Source organism: Lysinibacillus sp. JNUCC 51 (assembly GCF_015999525.1).
In the GTDB taxonomy this organism is placed as follows: Bacteria; Bacillota; Bacilli; order Bacillales_A; family Planococcaceae; genus Lysinibacillus; species Lysinibacillus xylanilyticus.
The window spans coordinates 2,322,837-2,346,870 of record NZ_CP065545.1 but is presented as its reverse complement, the minus strand read 5'-3'; the positions used below and the strand labels follow the sequence as shown (position 1 = coordinate 2,346,870).

The 24,034-nt window shown below is 38.5% G+C and carries 19 protein-coding genes and 3 tRNA genes; 18 read left to right on the top strand and 4 right to left on the bottom strand.

All coding sequences use genetic code 11. The annotated features are described in order from the left end of the window. Positions 1–502: 502 nt before the first annotated feature. The 9 genes from mfd to JNUCC51_RS11220 all read left to right on the top strand — a co-directional run bounded on the left by mfd (position 503) and on the right by JNUCC51_RS11220 (position 10,606). The gene (mfd, locus tag JNUCC51_RS11260) at positions 503–4,015 is read left to right on the top strand and encodes a transcription-repair coupling factor (protein ID WP_337992033.1); all 3,513 of its coding nucleotides are present in this window, start codon (positions 503–505) and stop codon (positions 4,013–4,015) included. Positions 4,016–4,536: 521 nt separating this feature from the next. Next, positions 4,537–5,073, top strand: a complete 537-nt coding sequence (gene spoVT, locus JNUCC51_RS11255; protein ID WP_337992032.1) for a stage V sporulation protein T — start codon at positions 4,537–4,539, stop codon at positions 5,071–5,073. Positions 5,074–5,221: 148 nt separating this feature from the next. Then, positions 5,222–6,844, top strand: a complete 1,623-nt coding sequence (locus JNUCC51_RS11250) for a putative polysaccharide biosynthesis protein (RefSeq protein WP_337992031.1) — start codon at positions 5,222–5,224, stop codon at positions 6,842–6,844. 9 nt (positions 6,845–6,853) lie between these two features. Then, positions 6,854–8,314 (top strand): bifunctional methyltransferase/pyrophosphohydrolase YabN, encoded by a 1,461-nt coding sequence (gene yabN, locus JNUCC51_RS11245; protein WP_337992030.1) that lies wholly within the window; start codon positions 6,854–6,856, stop codon positions 8,312–8,314. 4 nt (positions 8,315–8,318) lie between these two features. Continuing rightward, the gene (locus tag JNUCC51_RS11240; protein ID WP_049667371.1) at positions 8,319–8,609 is read left to right on the top strand and encodes an RNA-binding S4 domain-containing protein; all 291 of its coding nucleotides are present in this window, start codon (positions 8,319–8,321) and stop codon (positions 8,607–8,609) included. Between the two features lie 155 nt (positions 8,610–8,764). Further along, complete coding sequence (gene yabP, locus JNUCC51_RS11235) at positions 8,765–9,064, top strand: sporulation protein YabP (RefSeq protein ID WP_004229167.1); 300 nt, start codon at positions 8,765–8,767, stop codon at positions 9,062–9,064. Beyond that, on the top strand, positions 9,061–9,552 hold the full coding sequence (gene yabQ, locus JNUCC51_RS11230) for a spore cortex biosynthesis protein YabQ (protein ID WP_337992029.1): 492 nt from the start codon (positions 9,061–9,063) through the stop codon (positions 9,550–9,552). Before yabP ends, yabQ begins: the two co-directional genes overlap by 4 nt. Positions 9,553–9,569: 17 nt before the next feature. Then, positions 9,570–10,034: an FtsB family cell division protein gene (locus tag JNUCC51_RS11225; protein ID WP_337992028.1), complete on the top strand. Its 465-nt coding sequence runs from the start codon at positions 9,570–9,572 to the stop codon at positions 10,032–10,034. A gap of 134 nt (positions 10,035–10,168) precedes the next feature. Further along, positions 10,169–10,606, top strand: coding sequence for a S1 domain-containing RNA-binding protein (locus tag JNUCC51_RS11220; RefSeq protein ID WP_008180281.1), 438 nt, complete (start codon positions 10,169–10,171; stop codon positions 10,604–10,606). Between the two features lie 132 nt (positions 10,607–10,738). Here the strand turns inward: JNUCC51_RS11220 and JNUCC51_RS11215 are convergent, their stop codons facing one another. From JNUCC51_RS11215 to JNUCC51_RS11200, 4 genes are all read right to left on the bottom strand, one after another. Continuing rightward, positions 10,739–10,990 carry a hypothetical protein gene (locus JNUCC51_RS11215; protein ID WP_337992027.1) on the bottom strand — a complete coding sequence of 84 codons (252 nt, stop codon included), beginning with the start codon at positions 10,988–10,990 and terminating at the stop codon, positions 10,739–10,741. A gap of 309 nt (positions 10,991–11,299) precedes the next feature. Further along, positions 11,300–11,371, bottom strand: a tRNA-Glu gene (locus tag JNUCC51_RS11210). Positions 11,372–11,376: 5 nt separating this feature from the next. Beyond that, positions 11,377–11,453 (bottom strand) — tRNA-Met (locus JNUCC51_RS11205). Positions 11,454–11,463: 10 nt separating this feature from the next. Further along, positions 11,464–11,538 (bottom strand) — tRNA-Gly (locus JNUCC51_RS11200). Between the two features lie 571 nt (positions 11,539–12,109). Here JNUCC51_RS11200 and JNUCC51_RS11195 point away from each other — a divergent pair. The 9 genes from JNUCC51_RS11195 (at position 12,110) to cysK (ending at position 23,902) form a co-directional block, all read left to right on the top strand. Then, positions 12,110–14,503 carry a SpoIIE family protein phosphatase gene (locus JNUCC51_RS11195; protein ID WP_337992026.1) on the top strand — a complete coding sequence of 798 codons (2,394 nt, stop codon included), beginning with the start codon at positions 12,110–12,112 and terminating at the stop codon, positions 14,501–14,503. A gap of 29 nt (positions 14,504–14,532) precedes the next feature. Next, positions 14,533–15,939: a tRNA lysidine(34) synthetase TilS gene (gene tilS / locus JNUCC51_RS11190; RefSeq protein ID WP_337992025.1), complete on the top strand. Its 1,407-nt coding sequence runs from the start codon at positions 14,533–14,535 to the stop codon at positions 15,937–15,939. Positions 15,940–16,002: 63 nt separating this feature from the next. After that, the gene (gene hpt / locus JNUCC51_RS11185) at positions 16,003–16,545 is read left to right on the top strand and encodes a hypoxanthine phosphoribosyltransferase (RefSeq protein ID WP_049667377.1); all 543 of its coding nucleotides are present in this window, start codon (positions 16,003–16,005) and stop codon (positions 16,543–16,545) included. A gap of 241 nt (positions 16,546–16,786) precedes the next feature. After that, positions 16,787–18,811: an ATP-dependent zinc metalloprotease FtsH gene (gene ftsH, locus JNUCC51_RS11180; protein WP_337992024.1), complete on the top strand. Its 2,025-nt coding sequence runs from the start codon at positions 16,787–16,789 to the stop codon at positions 18,809–18,811. A 141-nt stretch (positions 18,812–18,952) separates the two neighbouring features. Beyond that, positions 18,953–19,786 carry an aldo/keto reductase gene (locus JNUCC51_RS11175; protein ID WP_337992023.1) on the top strand — a complete coding sequence of 278 codons (834 nt, stop codon included), beginning with the start codon at positions 18,953–18,955 and terminating at the stop codon, positions 19,784–19,786. A 260-nt stretch (positions 19,787–20,046) separates the two neighbouring features. Continuing rightward, the gene (locus tag JNUCC51_RS11170) at positions 20,047–20,814 is read left to right on the top strand and encodes a type III pantothenate kinase (protein ID WP_268638085.1); all 768 of its coding nucleotides are present in this window, start codon (positions 20,047–20,049) and stop codon (positions 20,812–20,814) included. 21 nt (positions 20,815–20,835) lie between these two features. After that, the gene (gene hslO, locus JNUCC51_RS11165; protein WP_337992022.1) at positions 20,836–21,717 is read left to right on the top strand and encodes an Hsp33 family molecular chaperone HslO; all 882 of its coding nucleotides are present in this window, start codon (positions 20,836–20,838) and stop codon (positions 21,715–21,717) included. Further along, on the top strand, positions 21,701–22,672 hold the full coding sequence (locus tag JNUCC51_RS11160) for a peptidyl-prolyl cis-trans isomerase (RefSeq protein WP_337992021.1): 972 nt from the start codon (positions 21,701–21,703) through the stop codon (positions 22,670–22,672). Before hslO ends, JNUCC51_RS11160 begins: the two co-directional genes overlap by 17 nt. Before the next feature lie 300 nt (positions 22,673–22,972). Further along, positions 22,973–23,902, top strand: coding sequence for a cysteine synthase A (gene cysK, locus JNUCC51_RS11155; RefSeq protein WP_337992020.1), 930 nt, complete (start codon positions 22,973–22,975; stop codon positions 23,900–23,902). Positions 23,903–24,034: the final 132 nt, after the last annotated feature.

Genomic DNA, 24,034 nt, shown 5'->3' with positions numbered 1-24,034 from the left:
TTCAGCGGGTTCCAAACATCCACTGAAATAGAGGAACTCAGTCTAAGAACGCCACGTCCTATGGCAACGACTGAGTGACCAACATCATGCTGTTGCTGCCGCTTCGCTTTCGCACAGACAAAAACACGTTGCTGCCGCTGCGTTAGCACTACGCTTTCGCGCAAAAAACATTTGTTGGCCTAAAGCCTCCGGCGGATGTCACGGAATCGGAAAGGAGTGCTTAGGGGATGTTAGCCTAAAACCATCGCATCCATGCGATAACGGCTAACTGACCTGCATCGGTGCCACTGCCGCTACGCTTTCGCGCAATAAACATCTGTTGCTGCCGCTACGTTAGCACTACGCTTTCGCACAAAAAACATTTGCAGGCCTAAGCACAAAGCCGATTCCGGACGCAATTATGACGAGGCATAATTGATAAATATACAATAAAGATGCATATTATAGTACTAGATTACTAGTAATGGCGAATAGAATTATGCGCTGAAAGGAGCTTTTGACATTGGAAGTTTTACGACAGCTTGTGATGCAGGACAAACATATCACATCGTTTTTAAAGGAGATTCAGAGCGGTCAATCTGCTACACAGCTTATAACAGGATTAACAGGAAGCGCGCGCCCGGTAATGGTCGATGCGTTATTTGAATATATAAAAAAACCTATTTATATTGTATCTCCTAATCTATTGCAGGCACAAAAAATGGTTGACGAGCTGGCGGGACTTTTAGGTGAGGAGCATGTCCATTATTATCCTGCCGATGAGTTTATTGCTGCCGATTTGTCTGTTGCCTCTCCAGAGTTACGTGCTGAGCGTATCGCTACACTTGATTGCCTAGCTAGAGGTGAAAAAGCTGTTTATGTGATACCAGTTGCGGGCTTACGCAAAATGATGCAGCCTAAAGAGCATTGGCTACAGTATTTTTTACAAATTGCAGTAGGCGAAGATATTCAAATTGATGAATGGTTACAAACGTTAGTAGAGATGGGGTACGTGCGTAATTCGATGGTGACAACACCTGGAGAGTTTGCGCTACGTGGGGGCATATTAGATATATATCCACCATATTTAGAGGCGCCGATTCGTATAGAATTATTTGATACGGAAGTTGACTCGATTCGAACATTTTCTGCGGATGACCAACGTTCCATTGATAAATTGCAGAAGGTTCGTATTCTACCAGCATCAGAAGTTATTTTGACGAAAGCAGAAAGAATAGCATTGGCAGGTCGTTTAGAAACTGCTTTAGCGACAAGCTTAAAGAAAGTCAAAAAGCAGGAGACGAAGGAATTGCTGTATCAGCATATTCAATATGATATAGAATTGTTACAGCAAGGGAATTTGCCAGACTACGTAAATAAATATGGTTCGTTATTGTATGAGAAAACATCATATTTAGGAGATTACTTTGTACATGATGGCATTGTATTGTTTGATGAGCTCGGACGTATTCAGGAGGTTATGGATGCCTGGGAGCGTGAAGAGGATGAATGGTTTTTATCATTAATTGAAGAAGGAAAAATGGTGCATGATGTCAAGCCAGCATTCTCTTTGAAAGAAATTCTAGCAATGCTGTCTCAGCAAAAACTATATTTCTCATTATTTTCACGAACATTTGCAGGTGTATCCTTTAATAAGACGACGAACTTTTCTTGCAAGCCAATGCAGCAGTTTCATGGCCAAATGTCATTATTACAAAGTGAGGTTGAACGCTGGCTACTTGGTAAATTTACAGTACTAATTGTTGTGAGAGATAAAGACCGTGTTAAACGTGTACAGCAAATGCTTGAAGAATATGATATTCATACGACAATCGGTAATCCGACAGAAGCGGGTATCTATATTGTAGATGGCTCACTATCTAGTGGCTTTGAATTACCACTACAACGCTTGGTGATTGTCACAGAGGATGAGCTATTTAAACAACAAGCGAAGAAAAAAGCGCGTCCTCAAAAAATGACAAACGCAGAACGTATTAAAAGCTATACAGAAATTAAACCTGGTGACTATGTTGTACATGTACATCACGGCATTGGGAAATATATTGGTCTGGAAACATTAGAGGTAAATGGTACACATAAAGATTACTTACACATTCGATACCGCGCTGATGATAAGTTATATGTTCCAGTAGAGCAAATAGATTTAATCCAAAAATATGTAGCATCTGAAGACCGAGAACCGAAGCTACATAAACTAGGTGGAGCAGAGTGGAAAAAAGCTAAAGCAAAGGTATCCTCTGCTGTACAAGATATTGCAGATGATTTAATTAAGCTGTATGCGAAACGTGAAGCAGAGAAAGGCCATGCATTCGCGATTGACAATGACGATCAGCGCAGTTTTGAGGATTCTTTCCCTTATGAAGAGACAGAGGATCAGTTACGTTCAATTATCGAAGTAAAACGTGATATGGAGCGTGAGCGTCCGATGGATCGTCTTGTATGTGGAGACGTAGGATATGGAAAAACGGAGGTAGCGATTCGTGCGGCATTTAAAGCAATTCAAGATGGCAAGCAGGTAGCTTTCCTTGTGCCGACAACGATTTTAGCGCAGCAACATTACGAAACGATTCGTGAGAGATTCCAAGACTTTGCTATTAACGTAGGTCTCTTGTCTCGTTTCCGCACAAAAAAAGAGCAAACAGCGACTTTAAAGGGTTTAAAAGAAGGGCAAGTTGATATTGTCATTGGAACGCATCGGATTTTATCTAAAGATTTAATATTCCAAGACCTTGGACTGCTGATTGTTGATGAGGAGCAGCGTTTTGGTGTAACGCATAAAGAAAAAATTAAACAACTAAAGACGAATGTTGATGTACTAACGCTAACGGCAACTCCGATTCCACGAACACTTCATATGTCGATGGTAGGTGTTCGTGATTTGTCGGTAATTGAAACGCCACCAGCAAACCGTTTCCCTGTGCAAACATATGTAATGGAGCATAGCGGTGCATTAGTGCGGGAAGCTATTGAGAGAGAAATGGCGCGTGGTGGGCAAGTATTCTACTTATACAATCGTGTAGAAGATATGGCTCGTAAGGTTGATGAAATTCAAATGCTTGTTCCAGAAGCGCGTATTGGGCATGCGCATGGCAAAATGACGGAATCAGAATTAGAATCTGTCATATTAGCCTTTTTAGAAGGTGACTATGATGTGCTTGTAACGACAACCATTATTGAGACAGGTGTGGATATACCAAACGTTAACACATTGATTGTTCATGATGCTGATCGAATGGGCTTAGCGCAACTTTATCAATTGCGAGGGCGCGTTGGGCGTTCTAATAGGGTTGCATATGCTTACTTTATGTATCAGCGAGATAAAGTTCTTACAGATGTAGCTGAGCAAAGGTTACAGGCGATTAAAGAATTTACAGAGTTAGGTTCAGGATTTAAAATCGCAATGCGTGACTTATCTATTCGTGGTGCGGGTAACCTGCTTGGAGCACAACAGCATGGCTTTATTGATTCTGTTGGTTTTGATTTGTATTCACAAATGCTGCAAGAAGCGATTGCTGAGCGTCAAACAGGTGTGAAAAAAGAAGAGAAGCCTGACATTGAAATTTTATTGAGTGTTGATGCGTATATTCCGGATATATACATTCCTGATGGCTATCAAAAAATTCAAATGTATAAACGTATTAAAGCGATGGATCAAGTGGAGGAGTACGGCGAAATCATGGAGGAATTACAAGATCGTTTCGGTGATCTCCCAATTGAAACAGAGCGTTTATTGCGAATTGCACGTATGAAGGTATGGGGCTTAGGTACAGGCGTATTTTCTGTAAAAGAAAAGCAAAAAATTATCACAATATTGTTGTCTGAAGAAGGGACAGGACAAGTTGACGGTGGTAAAATTGTGGAAGAATCCATGAAATTTGAACGTGCTGTCGGTTTTGGTATGGATGGTATGCAATTGAAATTAACGATTGATGAACGAAAGTGTGGGAAATATCAACCCTTTGATATTTTAGAAGAAATGATGCATATTATTGCTAACGCCAAAAAACAACAGTAGAAAAAAGCTGAAGCTGATCTTATTCTCTAGGAGAAAGATCAGCTTTTTTTTGAAGAATAAAAAATATAAGGAAATCTTTGAGAATATTGTGGGCACTTTATCTTCATTTGATGATTGGACTTTAGACTGTATGACTACTTAGAGATCGATATCGCAAATTGAGACTCAGAAGCTAAATAGTAGGAAAAATAAGGTTAAAAGTATCACCTGTTGCGATGTTTACTTTATAATAAATATTCTTTTGTCTTATTGACGCAATTACAAAGGTTGGATTATTATTATTTTTTGTTAAAAATATTTTATAAAATATTTATAAAAATTTGTTTTTGTGGTTAATCTAATATAAGTTGATTGAAGTTGAAAATTCTACATGTTTTGAGTATTTGCTTAGGGGTTTTTAAGGCCTTTTGAAAATATTGTTGGGTGTGAAATCCTTTTTCTTCAGTTTTTGCATAGATTGCTTCATAAAAAACCATACTAAAATTGAAAAAAATTTCATGTAGCGAAAGCGAGGATTTAGAATGAAGGCAACAGGAATTGTTCGTCGTATTGATGATTTAGGGCGTGTGGTTATTCCAAAAGAAATCCGTAGGACGCTACGTATTCGTGAGGGTGACCCGCTAGAAATTTATACAGACCGTGAAGGCGAAGTCATTTTAAAGAAATATTCTCCAATTAATGATTTAGGAGAATTTGCAAGAGAATATGTAGAAACATTATATGAAACGTTAGGTACTCCAGCGTTTGTAACCGACCGAGATGAAGTAATTGCTGTCTCAGGAATCGGTAAGAAAGAGTATATTAATCGTCGTATTACATCCTTTGCGGAAGGTTTTATGGACGAGCGTTCAACAAAAATAGAAAAAATGGAAACAACTATCGAGATTGTTCCTGGTCAATATGAGCAAGTGAAGTCTTATTGTGCAACGCCAATCATGGTAAATGGTGATCCAATCGGCTGTATTATCGTATTGTCTAAGGTACATTTTGTCGGCGAGGTTGAAGTAAAAGTCGTAGAAACAGCTGCCAACTTCTTAGCTAAACAAATGAATAGTTGATGAGATTTGAAAGTTATTGCGCTGACCTTTTTAGGGATGAACAATAACTTTTTTTCGTACATAGTTTTATGAAAGTGTTACCCGCGCGCGTCAAACTTTGGAGATATGCTATACTATTGGCATTGTTAAGAAGGAAAGAGGGCAATTTATGTCGGAACGTTTTGGCATGAAAAGCTACATGAAAGGTGCGGCCTTACTTACGATTGCTGCTCTTATTGTGAAGGTTCTTAGTGCAATTTATCGTGTGCCTTTTCAAAATCTTGTTGGTGATGAAGGGTTTTATATTTATCAGCAGGTATATCCAGTTATATCTATTTTTGTCGTATGGACATCTAGTGGATTTGCAGTAGCTATTTCTAAAATGCTTGCAGATAATGATTGTAATTTAGATCCGCTAGAGCGAAATCAGAAACGAAGCAGTATTATGCGTATTGTTTTTCGTTATTTAACAATGCTATCGTTATTATTTTTTGTTGTTTTATTTAGTGGTGCTGAATTAATTGCGCAGCTTATGGGCGATACTCAGCTTGCACCTTTAATACGAACGGGTTCATTTATAGTTCTTGTCATGCCAGCTCATGCTATTTTAAAGGGCAGCTTCCAATCAAGAGGCATTATGGAGCCAATTGCTTATGCGCAGGTCCTAGAACAAGCTGTGAGAGTATTTGTCATTTTAGCAGGAACATTTATCATTATGAAGACGACAGAATCACTCTATAGTGCTGGACAAATGGCCATTATAGGTACAGTTATCGGTGAAATTGTAGGCTTTGTATTACTTGCGTTAATTTTTAAAAAACGTTTTGGTTTATTGAAAGATAATAAACAACAGCAACGTATCGAAAGTTTTACCGTTATTAAAGAAGTAACATTGCTAAGTTTAAGTGTAAGCATGAGTGGCCTGTTGTTACTTGGCTATCAGCTAGTTGATTCCTTTACAATTTATTCACTATTAATAGATGGTGGAATGGATCAGACGGTAGCTAAGGCAACAAAAGGCGTTTATGACCGTGGACAGCCGTTGGTACAGCTCGGAGTTGTCATTGCTTCTTCGCTTTCGCTTGCTATTGTGCCACTTGTCGCGCATATGTCCAAAAAACAGGAAGGGCGTAGTGCAATCCCATTTATACAATTAACGTATAAAGCGTCTGTATTATTTGGGTGGGCGGCATCTCTAGGTCTAATACTCGTTATGCCTTATATTAATGCAATGCTCTTTAAAACGGATACACTGTCGGAAGTACTTATGGTATATGTATTACAAATTGTGCCATTGTCGATTATTTTAACATTTACAGCTATTATGCAAGGCTATGGAAAATTAAAAAAGCCAGCTTTATTTTTGAGTATAGGTTTTTTATTAAAAATAATATTGAATGTGCTGACAATTAGTTTATTTGGTGTATTAGGTGCAGCTATTGCTAGTAATGCAGGTCTTTTGTTTACTGCCCTAATGCTTATTTTCTATTTAAAAAGACTGACAGCCATTCAATTAGCGTCAGCCGATTTTTACAAAAAAGTTGGAATTGCATCATTTAGTATGGCAGCTGTAGTGCTAGTTTGGCTTCAGTTTATACCATCGTTGTTAAACCAATTTTTATCACCTCGATTTGTTGCGGTGGTAGCAGGTTTTTCAGCCGTGTGTTTAGGAGCGTTTGTAATGATCACAATAATTGCTAAGTTACGAGTACTAGTCGAAAAAGAATGGTACTTACTACCGTTTGGGCGCAAAATGGCAATTTATCAATTATGGTTAAATCGAAAGAAGTAGGTGGATTGATTGAATACTTTAACAGTTATTGGTCTGGGTGCGGGTGATTTTAATCAGCTGCAAATGGGAGTCTATAAAAAACTAAAAGCGGCTAGAAAATTATATGTTCGTACAGTGGACCATCCTGTATTAGAAGAATTATCGGCTGAGGGCTTACAATTTGAAAGCTTTGACGCAGTTTATGAAAAACATAATTCGTTCCAGCCCGTGTATGAGGAAATTGCAGAAAAGCTTGTGGCTGCTACAGCAAATGAAGATGTAATGTACGCAGTACCAGGGCATCCACTTGTCGCGGAGCAGACTGTGCAATTGCTTATTGCCGCTGCGGATGAGGTAAAAGTAAAACTAGTTATTGAAGGTGGACAAAGCTTCTTAGATCCAATATTTGGCGCGTTAAAAATCGACCCGATTGAGGGTTTTCAACTGTTGGATGGCACTAGCTTTTCTATGCATGACATTAACATGCGTCAACATATTTTAATAGCCCAAGTTTATGATACATTTAGTGCATCAGAAGTAAAGCTAACGTTAATGGAGAAATACGATGACGAATACCCTGTTACAGTCGTTACAGCAGCGGGCTCGTCACAGGAGAAGTTAGTGACGGTACCACTTTATGAACTCGACCAAAGCGTGGAGGTGGACAATTTAACAACGGTATATGTGCCACCTGTGAAATCACAAGAGGACGCTTTACGAGACTGGACAACTTTCCGTCAAATTATTGCTGTTTTACGAGGTCCGAATGGCTGTCCGTGGGATCAAAAGCAAACACATGAGTCACTGAAAAAATATTTACTAGAAGAAGCGCACGAATATTTGGCTGCGGTAGATGCAGAGGATGACTTTGCGATGATCGAGGAGCTTGGGGATGTACTGTTACAAGTGTTCCTTCATGCACAAATCGGAGAAGATCAAGGTTACTTTACATTGGAAGATGTATTGGCTTCAATAAGTGAAAAAATGATTCGTCGACACCCACATGTATTTGGAGATGTATCGGTGGAAGATGCAGAGGGTGTTGTAGCAAATTGGGAAGTTATAAAAGCAGAAGAAAAGGGTATAAGTGATAAGCCACTATTAAAAGAAGAATACCGGGCTTCCTCTGCTCTACAAACAGCATATAATTATCAAAAAAGAGCTGCGAAGGTAGGATTTGATTGGCCCGATGTAGATGGAGCATGGGACAAGTTTGCGGAGGAATGGCAGGAATTTCGTAATGAGGTGACGAAAGGTACAAGTGCGTCACGTCTTGATGAATTTGGAGATGTCTTGTTTACACTTGTGAATTTAGCACGTTTCTACAAGCTATCTCCGGAAGAGGCTATGTTACATGCGAATGAGAAGTTTGCGAGCCGTTTTGGCTATGTGGAAGCAAAGGTAAAGGAAAGCGGAAAACCGTTTTCTGATTATACATTAGAACAATTAGATGCTTTCTGGAATGAAGCAAAGCAGTTAGAAAAGGAGTAAAAATATGCGATTAGATAAATTTTTAAAGGTATCGCGTTTAATTAAACGTCGTACATTAGCGAAAGAAGTGGCAGACCAAGGTCGTATTACAATCAATGGTAAGATCGCAAAAGCTAGTAGTGCTGTTAAAGCTGGCGATGAGCTAGCCATTCGTTTTGGACAAAAAATTGTGACAGCACGTGTAGAGGAATTACGTGATACTGTGAAAAAAGAAGATGCCGCAAAAATGTTTACAATTTTGAAGGAAGAGCGTCTTGAAAAAATTGAACCTGAATTTATTGATGACGAGGACTAATTAATAGTATTGTAGGAGTCTTCTGAGGTTGTCGCTTGGCTTTTGCTATAAACGTGCTGGAGATAAAAGTGTAGCAACTTTAATAAAGTTTGTCATGCTTTTAAGGTTGTCCGCATAAAGTGAACAGAAGCTAGGACGACTAAAGGAGGAAAAAAATGACGCTACATCAAGAAAGTAACCGTTACACAATTCCATCTGGAGAGCATATTTTAACGATTCGTAATCGTAAAAGAATGGACATGACTTCTGTAAAATCGATTGAACGCTTTGATCAGGAAGAGTTTTTTATCAAGACGTCCCAAGGGCATTTGTTAATCCGTGGAGAAGAACTGCATATCGTTCATTTAGATGTTGACAAAGGGTTATTGACGCTTGAAGGAACTGTAAAAACCTTGCAGTACGACGAGGAGGAAAGTGGCTTCTCGAAAGGTTTCCTTCATAAATTGTTTGGATGATTGTTAGTGAACAATTTGTTCAGCTATTAGTCATGGTTTTGAGCGGTATAGCAGTCGGGTTCATTATTGATAGTGTAAGGCTCATTGTTTTTTCAACTCCAAAAAGGTCAAGCCTTCGAAGATGGATGATGGTATTTGAACTACTTACCTGGATTCTGCTCGGAGGCCTGACATACTATTTATTATTTTGGCTAAAAGATGGCGCTTGGCGGGCTTATGACCCGCTAGCGCAAATAGCCGGAATTTTTTTGTATCAAACGTTTTTTCAAACTTTTTTACGTTTCGCCGCAAGGGTTTTAGGGAATATAACATGGAGACCCCTGTGGTTCATCATACGATTAATAAGTGCTATGATTCGACAAATATTTAAATTCTTAATAAGTATTGGAGCGTTTCTTTTAAGACCTTTTGTCAAAATTTATTCGTATTTGTCCAACACTTTTTTAAAAAAATTTCGATTTATCAAGTATAATAAAAGACAACAATAATTTTCGGAGGTGCGGGCATGCCTAAACGTCGTTCATCAAATGATGACCAACAAAACTATACTAAACTTGATAATGACTATGTCCGTAACACGGATAAAGCTATAAATCGTAAAATTCAAGCGCGGAAACGGAAAATGCGCCGTATTGTCTTTTTTGCGATTGTGCCAGTCGTTATTATTGCCTTTCTCTTTAATATACTTTTGAATCAAAATGAAACTCTAGCTGCTAAAGAGCAAAAAAAGGCTGAAGCGAAGGAACGTCTTTCTGAATTGAAAGAAGAGCGAGACTCGTTAAATCTTAAAATTAAACAGTTAGAGGATCCTGAGTATATCGGAAAGCTATTACGCAAAGATTATTTTTTATCCGAAGAAGGTGAAGTGGTTTTCATTATGCCGGACGAAAAAGATAAAAAAGGCGATATACCGGAGAAAAAAGATAAAAAAGACAGCATATCAGAAAAGAAAGGTAAAAAAGAAGACTGAAAAGCTATGTATTGTTGACACTATTTTATTGTTATATATAATGAAAAGAGAAACTTATTGCAGTAAAAAGTTTGATTAAATTGATTACATGACTCAAATGAGTCGCTTAATTTTTAAGGAGGAGCATTTTTTTTATGTCAATTGAAGTAGGCAGCAAGGTACAAGGTAAAGTAACAGGAATCACAAATTTTGGAGCATTCGTTGAGCTGCCAGACGGCAAAACAGGCTTAGTACACATCAGTGAAGTTGCTGACAATTATGTAAAAGATATCAATGAGCATCTAAAAGTTGGAGATGAAGTTGAAGTAAAAGTGATGAATGTTGAAGCGGACGGAAAGATCGGTCTTTCAATCCGTAAAGCAAAGCCTCAAGCAGAGAGACCAGAGCGTCCAGAGCGTCCAGCACGTCCACGTCGCGATAATCGTTCTAATGATCGCAACGATCGTCATCAGCCAAAAGAGAATTTTGAGCAAAAAATGGCGCGTTTCTTAAAAGATAGTGATGAACGCCTAGCAACACTTAAACGTGCTACAGAATCAAAACGCGGTGGTCGTGGAGCTAGAAGAGGGTAGTTTGCTGACTGTTTTAATCGTAGAAAAAGTGTATTAAATAGAGTAGGGATTAGCTTTTTAATAAAGCTAATCCCTTTTTTTTTATGCAGACATATCATCTCAAACTTTTCTAGTAAGGATTTACGGATCGTCCTAGAACGTGGATGTGGGTCTTTTCTTTTTTTTAGGAGCTTGCGTAGGAGCTTGTTCTATTAGCGGTTCTGAAGACTTTTCGGCTGGATTAACAACCATTTTAACAAGTAAAAACACACCGTAAACACTAACCGCTAATCCTGTAAGGAGTAAAAGTATTTGTATGGCAAATGGTAAATTAATAAGAATAGATACGAGAATAATCATAGAGCCACTTCCACAAGTTAAAGCAGCTTTAGTTAATGAACCCAAAGGAAATAAACCTCCTAGTTTACACTCTTTTTTAATTATTAGTATGCCATATTTTTAAGCTCATCACCATATCTTGGACTGGGCGCTTAGGTGCAACAAATGCTTTTTTATGCGAAAACGAAGTATTAACGTAGCAACAGCGACGGCAATGTGGAACTGCTCGCGAAACTATTACCGCGGGACGTTCCTAAACTGATTGCTCCTGAGTCTCGAGTAGTAAAAAAATAAATTCGATATTTCTAGTAGTCATGCTACTAATTTGCAAAAAAATAGGCGCCTCAGAAATTGTTCTGAGACGCCTATTTGAGATGACCCCTACGGGATTCGAACCCGTGTTACCGCCGTGAAAGGGCGGTGTCTTAACCACTTGACCAAGGGGCCTACTATGGTGGCGGCCGAGGGGATCGAACCCCCGACCTTACGGGTATGAACCGTACGCTCTAGCCAGCTGAGCTAGGCCGCCATTAAGTTTATGGAGCGGAAGACGAGGTTCGAACTCGCGACCCCCACCTTGGCAAGGTGGTGTTCTACCACTGAACTACTTCCGCGTTTTGTCTTAAGCAACAAGTTAAATAATACATGCCTTTGTAACTAACGTCAAGTAGTTTTTTTGAAAAAATTAATAAAAATATATGGTTTTATAAACTATTTAAAGATTTGATAACAAATGAGGGAGTATTATCTTTTATTTGCTTATCACCATAACGTGTGGCCGATTTCTGTTCCGGCTGGGCGCCTCCGCTCCAGAGTCTTTTTGTTCTTAAGTAGAAAAGTATCAGCGAACGCTGACTATAGCGTTCTTGACGAAATGGGGAGCATCGATCAATGAAAAAGTAAGAGGAATATGTACTAGACCTGTAGGGCATAGATTTTGTAGCGTATTAAAGCAACAATGCTGGAACTGAGTTATATAATTTTCGTAATTTTTAAACAAATTATACAAAAAGAGATGTTTCTAATTTTGTGCAGCTTATCGTTTTTGTAGAAATTGTTGCCATTTCTCGTATTTATGCATATGTATTCGTCGAAATGTTTATATTTTTTTATGTCACCGTCAGACAATCTTTCCGCACATAATTTCTTATAATAGCTCCAAAAGTGCGGAAAGGGGATAGTGAAATGACTAGTATTGAATGGTATAACACGGCAAATGTAGACGAACAGAAAATAGGATTGAAAAAAAGGCAATTGTTAATAGGTTCTTTATTTTTTTTAACATCCTTCTTTTTAGCTCAGTCTGTTGTATTTGAAGCAGCCGTACCTTTTTCAGTTCCTTTTTGGGCTATTATTCGAACGAAGTATAAGGAATATGCCAAATATGTTTTGTTCGGTGGCTTGATAGGATGCGTTTTCCTTGGCCTTGGACAAGTCTTCATTTTAGCATTGCAGATCGTCATGTATGAATGTATTATGCGCTTCCGTTATTGGCAGCTGCCACAAAGTATAGCGGTATCTTTAGCGGTACTGCTTGTGCAGATAATGTGGCAGGGAGTTATGTATCAAGGTTTACCTCCGGTGCTTGTGCAATTTTATGTAGGCTGTGAAGCGGCTTTAGCCCTTATTATGACGCTTTTTATGCAAGTGTTGTTTGTCAATTCTCATGAATGGTTTACGAGTCATTGGACTTATGAGAAGCTAGGCTCTGGGTTAGTTGTATTTGCTGCTATGCTTACAGGAATGCAAGCGATTGTCATTAGTTATTTTTCACTCCCCATTTTTTTATTGCAGCTATTCATTTGCTTCGGTGCGTTAGTAGGAAGTGTACCATTAGCGACGGTTATCGGAGCTGTGCTTGGGACTCTCATTGGTGTAGCAAAACTTTCATTTACGGGTATGCTGTCCGTAGCCACTTTAACAGGATTGTGTGCCGGGATGGGGGCTCGTGTTGGAAGATTTGGTGTAGCAATTGGTAGTATTTTGCCAAGTGTGTTTTTTTTATTTTACGATGCAACATTACCGTTAGATAGCGTTTATTTTACATCGATTGCTGTAGGGAGTATCGTTTTTCTAACTATCCCGAATAAATATTCCGAAAAGGTGCGGGACAAGCTGTTTCCGCAGCGTGAGGAGATTTTACTTGCCCGTCAAAATTGGTTAACCGAGCATGTTACGTTTAAATTAGAGCATTTTCAGCATTTTGTACAATTTATGAAGGAACTTGTGTTTGAGCGTTTTATGACAGCCCCGATAGAAGAGGCAAAGGAAGTGTCACCGATGAATACATGCTTGAGCTGTTTCCGCTATGATCGCTGTTGGGGAGCGCAAAATAACGGAATGGACAAGCTTATGACAGACTGGTTTCACATGAAAGGAGTTGGTAAGGATTCTGGTATTCATCGTGTCGAAGAACAAATACGCTATAAATGTGTGAAATCAACGAAAATTTTCGAAGAATTGGAAACAGAGCTGTACAGAGAGCGTATTAATGGCCAGTATTTTCATGGTAAGAAAATGATTGCACTTCAGCTACGTGATATGAGCAATCATTTAAATCAGTTAATAGCTGAGATGAAAGAAGAGACTATTTCATTCGTTAGTGTGGAGAAGGACATTACTCAAAGATTAAAAGAAGCTCATATTGAATGCTTTCAACTAGATGTGCTTAGTAATAAGCCTGGAGCACGAAAAATTGTCTGTGCTTTAGCACCAGCACGAGTCAATTGGGAGGAAGACACAACATTAGCTGAACGGATGATATTGCCGATTTTATATGATATTTTTGAAGAACCGTTTGAAATTGAAAAAGTAGTAGCAAGTGATAAACCATTTCGTCACATTCAAGTAAGCTTTAGATCAGCTATTAGCTTTGAAGTAGAGTATGATATATATAGCATGTCTAAAGATGCGACGTTATATTCCGGTGATTCCCATGCGTTATTTCAATTACATCCTGGCCTATTTGCAATTTTATTGTCAGATGGTATGGGTCAGAGTAAAGAAGCACAGCATGAGAGTAGAAAGTTAATACATTTAATGAGAGAATGCTTAAATTACAATATGAACCCAGAGACTGCGATGCACACGTTGCATTATGTCATGTCATTAAAACAACAAGATGATATGTATGCAACGCTTGATTTTGCACTTGTCGATTTACAACACGGTGATTTATGGTCGTGGAAGGCTGGGGGAATGTCTACTTACATTTTACGTGGGAAAGAGGTACTGAAGGTTGAAAGTAATGCAGCGCCTGTAGGTTTTTTATCCATTTCAGCAGTCGAGGCTGAAAAAAGAAAGCTTAAAGCGGGCGATGTAATTTTGATGCACTCTGATGGATTATTTTCAAGTGTTGATGATTGGGACGAGCAAGAAGAGGTATTTTTAGCGTATGCGCAGCAAGTTGCAGGCACTACTAAAACCATCCAGGAAAAACTAACAACGATTATGCAATCTTTCCAATCTTACTATGACATTGAAGACGATTGCACTGTATTGATGCTAGAGGTTACACATGTTGTACCTACATGGGCTGTGTTTAGGCCGGTTCAACACTCTATGAGCAATTCATCATAAAAAAAGAACGAAAAGGGGAGGAGAAGCGTTTGTCACTTGAATTAAAGGTCAAAAAATTTATCGAAGAAGAGCAATTATTACAGCAAGACGATCATCTTCTCATCGCCGTTTCGGGTGGAGTGGATTCAATGGCTTTGCTCCATTATTTTGTCAAAACAAAAGAGCAGTGGGGAATTACGGTAGAAGCCGTACATGTTGATCATATGTTAAGGGGTGAAGCATCTGCTGAGGACAGAGTTTTTGTTCAGAAATATTGTGATGAGTATGGTGTATACTTATATGCAAAAGCAATTCCAATACCAGAGATTATGGCTTTAGAAAATGGGAATACACAGCTTATATGTCGTAGAGAGCGGTATCAATATTTTAAAGAGATTATGGAACAAACAGATGCTAGAAAGCTTGTAACTGCACATCATGCGGACGACCAACTGGAGTCAGTATTAATGGCCTTGACAAAAAATGCAACGATAAATGGTATGCAAGGTATACGTTCACAACGTATTTTTGAAGGAAAAACATTAATTCGTCCGTTTTTAACGGTTACAAAGTCCGAAATAAGGGAATATTTACTTAAGCAAGGTATTGATTATAGGGAAGACGCTAGCAATGCTAAGGACACTTATGTACGCAATCGTTTTAGACATCATGTGGTGCCTTTGTTGGAGGCAGAAAACCCGCGAGTAACAGAGCAGGTAACCCATTTTACTAAACAATTGCAAGAAGACGATGCCTATTTAATGACATTAGCGAAGGATGTATTTTCTAGAACAGTGAAAAGAATTGACGGAAATACATATAGCATGGAAATTAAGGCTCTTCAATTGGTACCACTTGCTTTACAAAGGAGGCTCATTTTAATACTATTAAACTATCTTTACAAAGATTCAAATACGATACAAAGTTATGCTTTATTGACTTCAATTTCAAAGCTATGTGATACGACAGCTGGGTATGCTGAAGTTCATTTGCCAGAAGATTTTATAGCAGTTCGCCGTTACGGAAAATTAACGATTCAGAAGAAAGAGCTATTAGAAGGTCAAACTTCTTCTGAGAAAAAGATTATTTCGACTGCTAATGGGTGGACAACGCTGACAAATGGTGAACGTTTATGCGTAGTCGAATTGCCAGATTTATCGTCTGAAATGCTGACGGATACTGCACAACTTTTTTATTTTAACGCTAGCAAACTCAAACTTCCACTCTATGTTAGAGCGCGTAAGGAAGGGGACAGAATGCTGTTAAAAGGAATGGATCAGCCAAAACGCTTATCTCGCCTTTTTATAGATGAAAAGATTCCTTTAAATGAGCGGAATAGCTGGCCGTTACTGATTTCTCAATCTGATGAGGTCGTAGCGGTAATTGGTGTGCGTATGGGGATGTTTTTTTCAACCTCTCCGCAACCAAACGATGATACAGTGCTCATCGTAGACTAAGGTCTTTGTAAAATTTCACCGCAAATGGTTGAACATTTTTTATACACTCGAGGAGGAATCGACATGTTACAAAAAGACATCGAAAAAGTAATGATTACAGAAGAACAATTACAAGAAAGAATCGCTGATTTAGGGGCACAATTGACAGAGGAATACAAAGATTCATTCCCACTAGCAGTTGGTGTTTTAAAAGGGGCAATGCCTTTTATGACAGACTTAATGAAACGTTTCGATTCTTTCATTGAGCTAGATTTTATGGATGTTTCTAGCTACGGCAATGCTACAGTTTCATCAGGGGAAGTTAAAATTCTAAAGGATTTAAATACAAGCGTTGAGGGACGTGACGTATTAATCATCGAGGATATTATCGATAGTGGCCTAACGTTAAGCTATTTAGTAGACTTATTTAAATACCGCAAAGCAAAATCCATCAAAATTGTTACATTGTTAGATAAACCATCTGGTCGTAAAGTAAACTTAGATGCTGATTATGTTGGTTTTGAAGTGCCGGACGGTTTTGTTGTAGGGTATGGTTTAGACTACGCTGAAAAATACCGTAATTTACCGTATATCGGTATTTTAAAGCCAGAAGTTTATTCTTTCTAACAGGTAAGAAGTTAACGGAAGAATACCAGCTATGAAAAGTAAGAGCATCTAGCGAAACATGATTCAAGATCTAGGTACTTTGTTAGATACAAATACGCTGGAACATACTTGTATAAATATTTTCGATTTCGACAAAATTCGGACGAAACTTTTTTTATGTAGGGCTTTTCGTTGTATGATGAAATCATGATATGTTAAGATTTTACTTATAATTTTTCTGTTTGTAATGAGGAGGCTGGAGATGAATCGAATATTTCGATATACCATATTCTATTTACTGATTTTCTTAGTGATTATCGGTATTTTTGGTACTTTCAATGGTGGAAATGCACCAACGAAAGAGTTATCTTATACTGAGTTTCAAGAAGCTCTAGATAAGAATGAAATAACAAGTGCTACAATTCAACCTGATAAATCAGTATACATCGTTGAAGGTACATTGAAGGGGTATGAAAAAGGGGAAAGCTTTACTGCAAACATCCCTACCAATAACCAAGCTTTAATGGAACGCATCGATAAAGCTGCTAAAGATACGAATAGTAATATTAAATTTTTAACAGCGCCAGAAACAAGTGGATGGATTCAGTTCTTTACAGGGATTATTCCTTTCATCATTATCATTTTCTTATTCTTCTTCCTAATGAGCCAATCTCAAGGTGGCGGTAATAAAGTGATGAGCTTTGGTAAAAGTAAAGCCAAACTTTATGACGATCAGAAGAAAAAAGTTCGTTTTACAGATGTAGCGGGTGCTGATGAAGAGAAAGCAGAGCTTGTAGAGGTTGTTGAATTTTTAAAAGATCATCGTAAATTTACTGAAATTGGTGCTCGAATTCCAAAAGGTATCTTACTAGTAGGTCCTCCTGGTACAGGTAAAACATTACTTGCACGTGCGGTGGCAGGTGAGGCAGGCGTACCATTCTTCTCGATTTCAGGTTCTGACTTCGTAGAAATGTTCGTCGGTGTCGGTGCATCACGTGTTCGTGACTTATTTGAAAATGCAAAGAAAAATGCACCTTGTATCATTTTTATCGATGAGATTGATGCAGTAGGTCGTCAACGTGGCGCAGGTCTTGGTGGTGGTCATGACGAGCGTGAACAAACACTGAACCAATTGTTAGTTGAAATGGATGGTTTCGGGGCAAACGAAGGTATTATTATTATCGCTGCAACAAACCGCCCAGATATTTTAGATAAAGCGTTATTACGACCTGGTCGATTTGACCGTCAAATTACAGTAGGACATCCTGATGTAAAAGGTCGTGAAGCGATTCTAAAAGTACATGCGCGCAACAAGCCTTTAGCAGATACAGTAGATTTAGCAGCTGTTGCACAACGTACACCAGGTTTCTCAGGTGCCGACTTAGAGAACTTGTTAAATGAAGCTGCACTTGTAGCTGCTCGTAAAAGTAAACGTACAATTAATATGGCAGATATCGATGAGGCATCTGACCGAGTAATTGCAGGTCCAGCAAAAGCTAGCCGTGTTTACTCAGCGAAAGAAAAGAAACTTGTATCCTTCCATGAGGCTGGCCACGTAGTCGTTGGTTTAGAGCTAGATGAAGCGGATACAGTACACAAAGTAACAATCGTTCCTCGTGGTCAAGCTGGAGGTTACGCGATTATGTTACCGAAGGAAGAACGTTTCTTCACAACAAAACAAGAACTATTAGACCGTATTGCTGGACTTCTTGGTGGTCGTGTAGCAGAGGAAATCGTACTTGGTGAAGTTTCTACTGGGGCACATAATGACTTCCAAAAGGTAACAAGTATTGCACGTGCCATGGTCACTGAATATGGTATGAGTGAAAATCTTGGTGCAATGCAGTTTGGTTCAAGTCAGGGTGGGAATGTATTCCTTGGTCGTGACTTTAATTCAGATCAAAACTACTCTGATTCAATCGCTTATGAAATTGATAAGGAAATGCAAAAAATTATCGATTCGCAATATGAGCGTACTAAACGAATCTTAACTGAAAAACGTCATTTACTTGATTTAATTGCTAATACATTAATGCAAAAAGAAACATTGAATGCGCAAGAAATCGAGCATTTACGTGATCACGGTGTCTTACCGGAACCTGAGGTAGAAACGGTTGTAGAAAAAGCTCCTAAAGCTGAAGCTCAACCAATATTAGATGTAGTTGGTGAACAGGCTGTTCAAAAAGAATTGCTTAGCAATGAGCCAGATCCAACAACAGCTAATTTACCTAAAGAAGGTAGAGAGTCGATTGATACACCAAAAGGTATAGATGAAAAGCGTGATTAATATAGGAAAAGGCTGTTTACGATTTTAGTAAGCAGTCTTTTTCTTTGCCTTTTTTCGGTAATAGGTATTACGATAGAACCTATATGACGCAGCTGCGTATATAGGTTCTTTTAGGTCCAAAATAGATAGGAGTGTTGAAAAGTGGGAAATGTAACATTGAATAATGGTTTAGAGATACCGTTAATCGGCTATGGCGTTTTTCGAGTACCTGAAGGGGATGACTTGGCTGAGGCGGTAAAAACAGCAATTGCAAAAGGTTATCGTAGCATTGATACAGCCCAAGTATATCGCAATGAAGAAAGTGTTGGGCGAGGAATTCGTGCAGCAATTGAAGAGGGCTTAGTAACACGTGAAGAACTGTTTGTAACATCAAAGGTTTGGAATGATGGACTTTCCTATGAAGAAACACTTGCAGCATATGATAGTAGTTTAGAGAAATTAGGATTAGATTATTTAGATTTATACTTAGTTCACTGGCCAGGTATAGATACAAATTATATTAATGTTTATAAAGCGCTTGAAAAAATCTATCAGGATGGACGAGTACGCTCAATTGGTGTTAGTAATTTCCATGTTCACCATTTAGAAAATTTATTAAAGGAAACATCAGTTGTTCCTGTTATTAATCAAATTGAATTCCATCCGCACTTAACTCAAGAGGAAGTACGTGCCTACTGTAAGGAAAAAGGAATACAGGTAGAAGCGTGGTCACCATTAATGAATGGTTCTTTGTTGGAGGAATCATTGATTCAACAGCTAGCTTCTAAATATGGCAAAACACCAGCACAAATCGTGTTACGCTATGATGTGCAACATGGTGTAGTCACTATTCCAAAAACAATGACTCCTGCACGTATGACGGAAAATCTAACGGTCTTTGACTTTGCATTAACAGAGGAAGAAATGGCTCAGTTAGATACACTAAATGATGGTCTACGTTGCGGCCCAGACCCAGAAAAATTTAATTTTAAATAATATGTAAGGAGCTACCTAATATTAGGGTGGCTCCTTTTTAGAGTGAGCATGTATGCTATTTCATAGGAATAAAAGTGTGGTATCATTTTCTAAAGTGTTTTAACTTCTTTGTACAATCGCAAAGGCGATTTCGGATGCAATTATGCCGATGCATAATTGATCTTTACTTTTTGTGCATGAATATACATTGTTTTAGTTGTATCAATCACATAGTGACAGGTACAATTATGATGAGGGGCAATAAATAGGAGGCATCAACCATGATTTTAGTTTTAGATGCAGGAAATTCGAATATCGTATTAGGTGTCTATGATGAAAACGATCAATTGGCCTTCCATTGGCGTATGGTGACAGACCTTCATAAAACAGAAGATGAATACGCGATGCAAGTATTATCTTTCTTTAATCATGCAGGCATTTCATTTGAACAGGTTACAGGTATTATTATATCCTCTGTTGTACCACCAATAATGTTTTCGTTAGAAGCGATGTGTCAAAAGTATTTTCGTAAAAAACCGCTCGTTGTAGGACCAGGTGTGAAAACAGGATTGAATATTAAATATGAAAACCCACGTGAAGTTGGCTCAGACCGCATAGTGAACGCTATTGCAGCTCTTGATGTTTATAAAGCTCCACTGATTATTGTTGATTTTGGTACTGCCACAACATATTGTTACTTAAACGAAAAGGGCGATTATATGGGCGGTGCTATCGCTCCAGGTATTTCGATTTCAACTGAGGCGCTTTATACGCAGGCAGCTAGATTGCCACGTATTGAAATATTGCGCTCTACACATATTGTTGGAAAGACAACCGTATCTGCGATGCAGGCCGGGATATTTTATGGCTTCGTGGGACAAGTTGAAGGAATTGTTAACCGCATGAAAGCACAAAGTAAGGAAGAGCCTTTAGTAATTGCTACTGGAGGATTAGCAAATTTAATTGCTGGGGAGACGCAAGCTATTGATGTAGTCGATCCGTTTTTAACATTAAAAGGCTTATATAAGCTATATAAACGCAATCAATAAGAAATGAGGGACATTTCATTTATGAAAGACTATTTAGTACGAGGTTTAGGGTTTAACGGACAGGTTCGTGTTTTTGCAGCTTGTACAACAACAACTGTAGGAGAAGCGCAACGTCGTCATAATACATGGCCTGTTGTGTCGGCAGCCCTTGGTCGTTCTATGACAGCTGCGGTAATGATGGGTGCTATGTTAAAAGGTGAGGAAAAAATCACTGTTAAAATTGAGGGAAATGGTCCAATCGGTCCAATCGTGATTGACAGTAATGCGCACGGTGAAGTACGTGGCTTTGTAACAAATCCTCACGTTCATTTCGATTTAAACGAGCACGGTAAGCTTGATGTTCGAGCAGGCGTTGGGACAGAGGGTTCATTAACAGTTGTAAAAGATCTTGGTTTGAGAGACATGTTCTCTGGACAAACACCAATTGTATCAGGAGAAATTGCTGAGGACTTTACTTACTATTTCGCTACATCGGAGCAAGTGCCTTCATCAGTTGGATTAGGGGTTTTAGTAAATCCTGATAACACAATTCTTGCAGCTGGTGGCTTTATCCTACAATTAATGCCAGGCTGTGAGGAAGAGACAATCAATGAAATTGAGCAGCATCTTGCTACTATAGAGCCTGTTTCAAAAATGATTGAAAAAGGTTTTACACCGGAGCAAATTTTAGAAGCTGTATTAGGAAAAGGCCATCTACAAATTTTAGATTCCATGCCGGTAGAATTTAAATGTCAATGTTCAAAAGAGCGATTTGGTGCAGCGATTTTAGGGTTAGGGACACAGGAGATTCGAGAAATGATTGAAGAGGATGGCGAAGCAGAAGCACAATGTCACTTCTGTTTAGAAACATACCACTTCTCAAAAGAAGAGTTAGAAGGTTTCATCGATGAGCTCAACGCGTAATCGACGACCTTTATCCGCTGCAACACCCAACCAAACGCCCTTATTGCAACGTCGTCTGAAGACAAAACCTGCTTTAACAGTTATTGCAATCTTATTATTAGGAAACATTTTATGGTTTATTTCTTGGTTAATTCCCAATAAAGACATGGAAATTGGTAGCGACGAACAAGTCGCTGCCGTTGATGGGGATACTATTACGCGCCAAGAGTGGATGGTTGCCATGGAAGAACGCTATGGTAAAGAGACGCTACAAAATTTAGTGAATGAATCTGTTATGGAGAAGGCAGCTAAAAAGTTTAAAATACAAGTAACGGATAAAGAGATTGATTTAGAGTTAGCCTTAATGCGTTCTGCTCAAGATAAATTTGATACTGCAATGCAAAACCTTTCATCAGAGCAACTGCGACAAAAAATTCGCTCACAGCTTATTTTGGATAAGGTACTGACAAAAGATATGGTTATAAAAGAAGACAGTATTGAAAAATATTATGAGGAAAATCAGGCGCTGTACAATACGAAAACAAGCTATCGTACGAATTTTATAGAAGTGGGTTCAAAAAAAGCTGCTGAGGAAGCATTAAAGGAAATAAAAGATCCCTCTGATTTTTCGGTGCTAGCACGTGAAATTTCAGTAGACAGTGCGTCAGCTAGCTTAGGTGGAGATATTGGTTTCCTCACTGAAAACCAGGAAAATGTCGATCCTGCCATTTTAAAAGCAGTGAATGATTTAAAAGCAGGTGAGGTTAGTAAAGCATTTAAGCTTGCTAACGGTCATTACGGAATTGTACAAGTACAAGAGATAACAGAAGGACAATCCTTTACATATGATGATGTGAAAGAACATATTGAACGTGAGCTTGCGTTAGAGCAACTGCCACAACATGTTACACCGGAAACGTTTTGGTCTGAATTTAACGCAACTTGGTATTACGGAGAAGCGAAAAAAGGTAAATAACAGATGCTCTAAAATGGGCTTAAAGGATCTGCGAAATATCTGCGGGAAAAGTGAGCCAGGGGAACCCCTGTAGACGTTTAACGTCAACAGAGTAACGGCCACCCAAGGATATTAAGCAGATTTTTGTTTCCTTGAAATTGCAAATGTGTGCCAAAAACCTTTGACTTTATTACGACAAGGCGAATCAATAAATATTCTGAAAATATAAGTTATATTTATTGACAATCTAATGGAAAAATTGATAAAATCAAAAATAAGTAAAACCCATAAAAATAGTAGGGATTGGGAGTGGATTGATAAATGAGTAGATTAGCAAACTCAGTAGCTGAATTAGTTGGTAAAACGCCAATTGTTAAATTAAATCATGCAACAGGTGAAAACGAAGGTACTGTTTATGTAAAATTAGAATATTTTAACCCTGGTAGCTCAGTGAAAGACCGTTTAGCTTTAGCGATGATTGAAGCGGCTGAAAAAGACGGTACATTAAAGCCAGGTGGTACAATTATTGAACCTACTTCTGGTAATACAGGTATTGGCCTTGCGATGATTGCTGCTGCTAAAGGTTATAAAGCGATTTTAGTAATGCCAGAAACAATGAGCTTAGAGCGTCGTAACTTATTACGTGCATATGGTGCAGAACTTGTATTAACACCTGGACCAGCAGGTATGAAAGGTGCAATTTCTAAGGCGGAGGAATTAGCTGCAGAGCATAGCTACTTCTTACCACAACAATTCACGAACCCAGCCAATGCAGTTGTTCACCGTTTAACAACTGGTCCTGAAATTGTAGAAGCATTTGAAGGTTTAAAATTAGATGCATTTGTTGCTGGTGTAGGTACAGGTGGTACAATTACGGGTGCTGGTGCCGTGCTAAAAGAGAAATATCCAGATATTGAAATTATTGCTGTTGAGCCAAAAGATTCACCAGTACTTTCTGGCGGTCAACCAGGGCCTCATAAAATTCAAGGTATCGGAGCTGGCTTCGTACCTGAAGTATTAGATACAGGTGTATATTCTTCGGTATCCCCAGTTGAAAATGAGATTGCTTTTGAGGTAGCTCGTAAAGTAGCGCGTGAAGAAGGTATCTTATGTGGTATTTCATCAGGTGCAGCTATTCATGTTGCCATTGAAGCAGCAAAACGTTTAGGTAAAGGTTCAAATGTTCTTGCAATCGTACCTTCTAATGGGGAACGTTATTTATCAACACCTTTATATCAGTTTGAAGACTAATCCAATTATTTGTATGTAAGGACTCCTTTAACGAGGGGTCTTTTTTTTAGTCGATTTGCAAAATTTGTGCCAAATGAAAAATACGATCCTGCAATCAATAATTAAAAAAACTGCCCGTAAATGTTAGTTGTA